Origin of the sequence: Mycobacterium sp. (assembly GCF_025965855.1) — a bacterium.
Taxonomy (GTDB): Bacteria; Actinomycetota; Actinomycetes; order Mycobacteriales; family Mycobacteriaceae; genus Mycobacterium.
In genome coordinates this window covers 1-7,283 of the sequence record NZ_JAOPWB010000129.1, presented here as the reverse complement: position 1 = coordinate 7,283, position 7,283 = coordinate 1, and the positions used below count along the sequence as shown (strand labels likewise).

Genomic DNA, 7,283 nt, shown 5'->3' with positions numbered 1-7,283 from the left:
GGTGCTCATCAGCAAGGTTTTCATCAGTCCTCCTAAATACGAGTGAATTACAACGGGGCCCGGCGCTTGCCCGAATCTCATGCACGAGACCGGACCGCGGGTCGAGCCGGGTTGGTTTGCAACGTCAGCGGTGAGCCGACGGTTCGCGTGGCCAGGGTGACTGACGTCGATACCGTGGCTCCCAGATCAGCCGGTAGATCAGCCGCAGCGGGGGCGGGACGATGCCGAGCACCTTGTCCCGGGTGGCCGGCGGAGTGGCATCGAGCAGCCACGGGAAGAACCACCCCGCGCCGTTGAGGCCGATGCGGCGACGCTGATCGTCGCCGAACGCCTTCCACTCCCGCATGGTCAGGATCTCCTGCACGAGCGGCAATGCCGCGGCCTCCTCGTGCTCGAGATGCCCGGTCAGCACCGCCGCGAGTTCGCCGAACAGCGCGACCAGGCGCGAGGGAGGTCCCTGGGCTAGGTCGTCGTCGATCTCTCGCATCACCGGATCGAGCCGGGAATGCTCGTCGGCCATCTCGACGAGCAGGTCCGTTTCGTCGGGCCGGCCGCCGAGCTGTGCCTGCATTGGCGGCCACAGCATTTGGTCCTCGGCGGTGTGGTGAACCGTCAAGTATCGGCTGAACGTCGCCCAGCCGGCACGTAACGCCGTGCGCGCAGCCGGATCACCGGCGTGTGCTGCCGCCGCTTGCATACGGGCGAGATCGCGGCGCAATGCGTTGTGTACCACGAACATCATCGTGACGTCAGGACGGTCCATGAACGTTTCCTTCTCGGTGTTTGGACCCTCGCACGGTGGGTCCGCGTTGTTTTTCTTGGCTGTTGGCCTCGTCCGGCTTCCTGCCCGAGGCCGCGGACCGGCGTCGGCGTCGTGGTGCGGCGCCCACAGTGCTGCGAGGACCAATGACCACTAGGCCGGAGATTTCGCCGCATCCTCGGATGGCCTGACAGGCGAGGCAGCGGCGTTGCTAGTTCATGTCATGTGGCTGCCTCCGGTGAGAACCTGGCGCAGGGTGGCGCGCTCGGTAATTGCGCGGCGCGGTGTCGACACCTCCGTCACCACGCTCGGGTGCGCCACCGTGATCACCTCCAACGCCCGTCCCAGAGGTCGGCCGGGCTCCGCCCGCGCGGGGGCGAAAAGCCTTGTGCCCTGCCCGAGATGGACTGCAGCCGGCGTTCTGTACCCACAATGTGTGAAACAAACTGTCCCATAGATATGGAACAGTATGTACCAGAGTGTGGTTTGGTGCAAGATGTCCCACAAGGGCGTGATCACCCGACCATTGCGGAGGGAAGTTTCAGTGAGCAAAGTCCATCCCAGCCAGGCGGCGCTGGATCGCGGCTCGGACCCCCGGGTGGTGAGGAGCCGTCAGGCCGCCCTGTCCGCCGTCCAGGAACTGCTCGCCGAGCACGGCTGGACCGGCGTCACCCACGTCGCCGTCGCGAGCCGCAGCGGCGTTGGCCGCACCACGCTGTATCGGCACTGGCCCGACGTGGCATCGCTCATCCACGACGCGATCGTGCAGCGGATCGGCCAGGCACGGACGGCACGTACCGAAGATCTGCGCGCCGATCTGATCAGAGAACTGAACGGTTTGCGACGATTGCTCCACGATCCGGCTAGCGAACGCACCATGCGCGCCGTGCTGGAACGAGCACCATTCGACCCCACATTCGCCTCCCTCAAAGAAGACCTGTACCGATCCGGCTCTGCCGGATTTCGAGCGATCCTGGCGGCCGCCATGACGCGCGGTGAACTCCGATCCGACACCGATATCCCGCTGACCATCGATCAACTGGCGGGACCCCTGATGTACCGGCGACTATTCGCCGGACTCGACATCGATGAGAAGTACGCGGAAACAATCGTCGACAGCGTCTTACGGCTCAACGCAATCCCGGTCAACAGCACACCCCGTCAAGGGCACCGTCGAAAACGGAGCTGAGTTCCATAGGACGACATACCGTGCGCTCGGCGGGGCGGACAACGCGTCGGCTCCGAGGTGAGTCGACGGTCGCCCAGTCACTTCAGTCATCAACAGTTGACATGATCATCATGACAGATGATAATAACGTATCGTGACTAGTTGATCGGGGTTCCTCACGGCCGGGGCATCGGACGGGAACATCTCGATTCGCCGAGGCACCACGTGCACGGCCGAATCGCGCTGGCGCGCCGTCCAAAACGACACAAACGTAGGTGTGGCAGATGGACTCCATACCGGAGAGGAAGTCCCGACATGAGCACCGCCTATCTCACCGTGACTCTGATCGCCGTGGCCGCCAACGGCTTCTCGGGCATCGCGGCCCTGCTGCATATGCAGGCCATCGTTCCCGGAATGGCCAAGGCCGGCGTACCCGTTTCGTGGCTCACGTTCCCGATTGGGACGCTGAAGACTGCCGGAGCGCTGGGCCTGGCCGCAGGCCTGGCTTTTCGCCCGTTGGGGGTGGCCGCCGCGATCGGGCTGGTCTTGTTTTTCGTGTGCGCCCTCTACACCCACATCCGTGCCAGCGACTACAGCCCACAGTTTTACCTCGCGAATGTTTTCCTGGCGCTCAACGTCGCAGGCCTTGCTCTGACGCTGCACGAGAACAACCCCAGCGCGTTCGCTCTCGCGCTGAGCTGACCCGTTTCGAACAGCCTGAGGAGGATCATGACCGCACCACAAGATTTCGAATTCGACGCGGCCTACCGCGGCGAGACTGCCCGGCTTGGGCCAGGTGTGCCGCCGTGGAGCCTGGGTGAGCCACAGCCCGAACTGGCCGCGCTAATCGAGCAGGGCAAGTTTCACGGCGACGTCCTCGACGTTGGCTGCGGCGAGGCCGCGGTATCGCTGTATCTCGCCGAGCGCGGTTACACCACGGTGGGCCTAGACCTTTCGCCTACTGCAATCGGCCTGGCCCGGGCCGAGGCCGCACGGCGCGGTCTGATCAACGCCAGCTTCGCGGTCGGCGACATCAGCTCGTTTACCGGGTATGACCGCCGGTTTGGCACCATCGTGGACAGCACGCTGTTTCACTCAATCCCCGTCGAGCTGCGGGAGGGCTACCAGCAGTCCATCGTGCGCGCCGCCGCGCCGGGTGCGTCCTACTTCGTGCTGTTGTTCGACCGCGCAGGAATGCCCGACAGCCCGCCCTTCGCCGTCACCTCCGACGAGCTGTACGAGGTGGTGTCGCAGTACTGGGTGATCGAGGACATCGCGCCCGCCCGCCTCCATGCCAACCTGCCCCACGGTTTCGCCGGTTTGCCTGGCGTCGAATTCAGGGCCGAAGTCAACGGCCGCAGCTCGGTGCCGGGTTGGCTCCTGTCGGCGCACCTCGGCTGAGGGATGCCGAGTCGGTGAACTTCCCAGCGTTGTCACTAGTCGTCTAAGACACAAGGGATCCAAGGATGCGTCACTCCGACCGAGCCTGGCTGGCACTGGCTGCCGGCGTGGCCGCCTATGACCTGATCGCCATCGATGACGAGCAGCTGTCCGACGCGGCGCACCGGTACTTCAGGTCGCAACCTGTTGCCACAGCATCGATCATCATGGTGACCGGGCTCCACCTGGTGGGTGGAATACCGTCGTGGTGCGACCCGTTCACCCTATCGTTTGGCGTCTATCGACAGCTGCTTTCGCTCCGGCGGCGCGACGCCGTAGCCGACTGCGACGCCCATTCACAAGCCGTCGCCTAAAGTACGAGCGCGAATGCCAACGAAATCTCGGATGTTCGATTGCGCCGGGGCCCTAGCGAACTCAGAGCCGAGATATTGAGACACTCCTGGCGGCCTGCCGAAGCGGAAGCTCAGGGTCGGTGCGACCGGCCCCGCGCTGGCAGCCCCGCCAGTCGCGTGGCCTGTGTGGCCTCTGCGGGACTGAAGCCCATCCCGGGGGCAACATCGTCAATCGGACGGAAGAGCGCGCGGAGCGAAGGGCTTCGCGTCTTTGGCGACGCACAGCGCGCATACGGAAACCGATCGGGCGTGTGCTCGAGAGAGATCGCAATCCTTGGATCTATTGAACGGCAACGACTGCCGTCAACCGCCGCTTACCGCCAGAGACGATCTTCTTCAACGACGTCGACCGCGGTCCCGAGCATCTCCACACCAACGAGCGAAATCCCGTTCGCCGACAAACGGATCGGCGCGGCGTGCATGCTCGCCGCCCATCGTGCCCGCCATGAGAACATAGCACTGGAAGATGATTGCACTACTGTGTGATAATCTGAATGCGTGACTATGGTCCCTTCAGCGGTGCGGTGTGGCATGGGCCATCCCCGCGCGGGCCACGACACCGCTCGCCTTGTGCAGCCAATGAGCCACGCGCACTGGCGAAATCAATGCGCGCCAGTACATGAGGACACGCACCGGCTGCCGTCGGTCCCCTCGGCTGACCGAGCTTGGACTTACCGCGGCCCGGGGGCTGACGGTCAGCAGACGCTCTCCGACTCCTTTCGCCCGCACGTCAACAAAATTCGACAAGTGAGGAGTTCTACGATGCCAGCTCCAGCATGGCTCGCCCGTGCCAATAGGATCGGGCTCAATCGGGTCACCAAATTCATCGCTCCCTGGGCACCCGGGTGGGCGGTCGTCATACATCGCGGCCGCAGATCCGGGCGGATCTTTCGGACCCCGCTGTGGGCCTTCAGGCGTCAGGGAGGCTACCTGATTGCCCTGACCTACGGCTCGGACACCGACTGGTTGCGCAACGTGATCGCCGCGGGGGGCTGCGAACTCGAAACTCGACGCCGGCGGTATCAGGTGGGCTCCCCGCGGGTCTACCGAGATGACAACGCGTCCGATATGCCGGCGCTCATCCGGTTCATGCTCCGCAGGGTGATCAAGGCGACGGAATTCGCCAGTCTCGATGTCGTGCGCGAAGTCGCGACAGCCGGCTAACTCAGTCCCGTCCCTGCCCCTGTGCCCACGAATAATCCGGGTCCGAATACGGGGCGTCGCCGACGCGGCTGAGCGCCATAGCCGCGCAGGTTTGTCGATCTTGGCCAGCAGATACGAGGGAAGCTCACGACGCGCATGCGCCCCCAGCTCGGCAAGCAGAACCGGGATGCGCTCGTCCCCCGGGCATCGCCGAACTCGCATATCGCCACCGACTTCCGGCGCCGGCTGGCTCCCACCAGGTGCGGACCCGCGCACTTACGCGGTGCTCCTGGCGCTGGCCGCCGATAACGGACAGTCCCAACGCCGCAGTCATGCCGCGTAGACTAACACTTGACATGATAGTCATCATCTATGATGATCATCGATAGTGACTATGGAGGCGCCATGAAGATCGTGGTTTTCGGGGCCAACGGCCAGACCGGCCGGCTGTTGATCCAACAGGCCCTGGCGGCCGGGCACCGCGTCGTGGCGGTGACCCGCCAGCCGGGCGACTTCCCGCTAAGGGAACCGCATTTGACCGTCGCCGGGCTAGATGTGCGCGACGGGGCCGCGGTTAGGGAGGTGGTCGCCGGTGCCGACGCGGTGCTGTCAACCCTGGGCGTCTCGTTCACCCGCGAACCCGTCGACACGTATTCGGTCGGCACCGCCAACATCGTCGCCGCCATGCACTGCACGGGGGTGCGGCGACTGGCCGTAGTCAGCTCAACCGCCGCCTTCAGCACTCGGCGTAGTCGCAGCCCGCTGGCGATCCGGCTGATCGAGCCGATCATCACCCGCACCCTCGGCAAAACCGTCTATGAAGACATGCGCCGGATGGAGACAATCGTGCGCAGCAGCGGCCTGGACTGGACGATCCTGCGGCCCTCGGGCCTGTTTGACCTGCCTGAACCGACCGCCTACCACGCCGGAGAGGTCGATCCCGTCGGTGCATTCACCGCGCGCATCGATCTGGCCCACTACCTGCTCGCCCTGGCCGACGACCGGGCCACCATCGGCAAAACCGCCGTCGTCTCGACCACCCAACACACACCCACGGTGTGGCAAATGATCCGCCGCGAGGCGTTCGCAAAGCCCGCCGTGCACCCGGCCCGGACCGCTCCTTCGCCGTAGCGCCCACGGCAGCCGGGCACCCTTTCCAAAACCCAGACCCTGCAAACCTTCCGGCCACAGTTCACTACAGCGGCGCGTCCGGTCAAGCAAGCGAAAGGATCAGCCGTGATACTCGCCACCGGCGCGACCGGCATTATCGGCCGGCCCCTCGTCCATCTGCTGTCGTCCGCCGGCGAGCAGCTCCGCGCGCTGGCTCGTCACATCGGTACGCAGCTCGACGGATCAGCGCCGGGCGTCGAGGTGGTTCGCGGTGATCTGTCACGGCCGGAGACGATCGCCACGGCGCTGCACGGTGTCGCGTCACTATCCGTGCACCCGCGTGCGATCGGGCCAGCGGCACCGACGCTGCTGGGGATAGCCGCTGAGCGCGGCGTCAAAGATGTCGCCGTGCTGGCGGCACTCAATGTCGATGACGATCGGGTAAGGCAGCCGCCCCGGTTCAACGGTGACCGCAATGAGGTCGAGAAATCAGTCACCCGCAGCGGTCGGGGCCGGGTGAGCGTGCGGTCTGGTTCGTTTGCGGCCAGCACACTGACGATGTTCGCCGCGCAGGCCCGAAACGGCGACGTCATACGCGGGCCGCATGCCGGCTTCGCCGACGCCCCCATCCACGAACTGGACGTGGCCTCGGTGCTGGCCGCGGCGCTGCTCGACAACAGCCTTGCCGGGCAAAAGATTTCGGTGACCGGTCCGCAATCGCTTACCCACGCGGAGATGGTCGCCACGATCGGTGAGGTGATCGGCAGGCCGCTGCGCTACCAGGAGATCTCGCCGGCGGAGGCCGCGGACGGGATGGTCGCGCACGGACTTCCACGGCCCTTCGCCGAGGCGATGATGGCCCGTTACGCCCGCGAGCTGGATAGGGCGGCCCCCATCACCGACGCCGTGGACAAGATCCTCGGCCGCCCCGCACGCACCTACGCGCAATGGGCTGTCGATCACGCCGCGGCATTCCAGAACCCGCCGCCGACACCCAGCCAGCACCTGCCCGCAGCGCTGATGGCACCAAACTACCCACCCACCGTCGACACCGCACCGCGAGAGATGCCATGAGCGCACCCGAGATCCACTCTGTCCCTTCCGCATCGTCCGGCAGCGTAGGGAAACCGCCGTTGCGGCGGAGCGCTGACACCGTCGCCAGGATCGCACTGTTGGCCAGCGTGCTATTCAGCGGTCTGTTCGCGGGATTCCTCACCGGGGTCCTCGTCCTGGAAGCCACCCTGCGACGTTTCCCGGCGTCTGTCTACACCCAGGTTCGCCGCGTCGAGCTCGTTCTCCTCAACGACCT

At 65.3% G+C, this 7,283-nt stretch carries 8 protein-coding genes; 7 read left to right on the top strand and 1 reads right to left on the bottom strand.

Annotation, left to right across the window (positions count from 1 at the left end; translation table 11 throughout):
• Nucleotides 1-124: 124 nt before the first annotated feature.
• On the bottom strand, nucleotides 125-763 hold the full coding sequence (locus JWP83_RS09825; RefSeq protein WP_297729387.1) for a hemerythrin domain-containing protein: 639 nt from the start codon (nucleotides 761-763) through the stop codon (nucleotides 125-127).
• Nucleotides 764-1,304: 541 nt separating this feature from the next.
• Between JWP83_RS09825 and JWP83_RS09820 the strand changes: the two genes are divergently transcribed.
• From JWP83_RS09820 to JWP83_RS09790, 7 genes are all read left to right on the top strand, one after another.
• Nucleotides 1,305-1,949 (top strand): TetR/AcrR family transcriptional regulator, encoded by a 645-nt coding sequence (locus JWP83_RS09820; RefSeq protein WP_297729384.1) that lies wholly within the window; start codon nucleotides 1,305-1,307, stop codon nucleotides 1,947-1,949.
• Between the two features lie 294 nt (nucleotides 1,950-2,243).
• On the top strand, nucleotides 2,244-2,630 hold the full coding sequence (locus tag JWP83_RS09815; RefSeq protein WP_297729381.1) for a DoxX family protein: 387 nt from the start codon (nucleotides 2,244-2,246) through the stop codon (nucleotides 2,628-2,630).
• A gap of 27 nt (nucleotides 2,631-2,657) precedes the next feature.
• Entirely contained in the window at nucleotides 2,658-3,329 is a 672-nt protein-coding gene (locus JWP83_RS09810) for a class I SAM-dependent methyltransferase (protein WP_297729377.1), read from the top strand.
• Between the two features lie 65 nt (nucleotides 3,330-3,394).
• Nucleotides 3,395-3,682: a hypothetical protein gene (locus JWP83_RS09805; protein WP_297729374.1), complete on the top strand. Its 288-nt coding sequence runs from the start codon at nucleotides 3,395-3,397 to the stop codon at nucleotides 3,680-3,682.
• Nucleotides 3,683-4,483: 801 nt separating this feature from the next.
• Nucleotides 4,484-4,885 carry a nitroreductase family deazaflavin-dependent oxidoreductase gene (locus JWP83_RS09800; RefSeq protein ID WP_297729371.1) on the top strand — a complete coding sequence of 134 codons (402 nt, stop codon included), beginning with the start codon at nucleotides 4,484-4,486 and terminating at the stop codon, nucleotides 4,883-4,885.
• 384 nt (nucleotides 4,886-5,269) lie between these two features.
• Nucleotides 5,270-5,995 (top strand): NAD(P)-dependent oxidoreductase, encoded by a 726-nt coding sequence (locus tag JWP83_RS09795; protein WP_297729368.1) that lies wholly within the window; start codon nucleotides 5,270-5,272, stop codon nucleotides 5,993-5,995.
• 105 nt (nucleotides 5,996-6,100) lie between these two features.
• The gene (locus JWP83_RS09790; protein WP_297729365.1) at nucleotides 6,101-7,048 is read left to right on the top strand and encodes an NAD(P)H-binding protein; all 948 of its coding nucleotides are present in this window, start codon (nucleotides 6,101-6,103) and stop codon (nucleotides 7,046-7,048) included.
• Nucleotides 7,049-7,283 lie beyond the last annotated feature (235 nt).

What these genes read in the sequence shown, in the direction of transcription:
- JWP83_RS09825 (WP_297729387.1), bottom strand. Translation starts at nt 763, where the DNA reads ATGGACCGTCCTGACGTCACGATGATGTTCGTGGTACACAACGCATTG.
- JWP83_RS09815 (WP_297729381.1), top strand. Translation starts at nt 2,244, where the DNA reads ATGAGCACCGCCTATCTCACCGTGACTCTGATCGCCGTGGCCGCCAAC.
- JWP83_RS09810 (WP_297729377.1), top strand. Translation starts at nt 2,658, where the DNA reads ATGACCGCACCACAAGATTTCGAATTCGACGCGGCCTACCGCGGCGAG.
- JWP83_RS09805 (WP_297729374.1), top strand. Translation starts at nt 3,395, where the DNA reads ATGCGTCACTCCGACCGAGCCTGGCTGGCACTGGCTGCCGGCGTGGCC.
- JWP83_RS09800 (WP_297729371.1), top strand. Translation starts at nt 4,484, where the DNA reads ATGCCAGCTCCAGCATGGCTCGCCCGTGCCAATAGGATCGGGCTCAAT.
- JWP83_RS09795 (WP_297729368.1), top strand. Translation starts at nt 5,270, where the DNA reads ATGAAGATCGTGGTTTTCGGGGCCAACGGCCAGACCGGCCGGCTGTTG.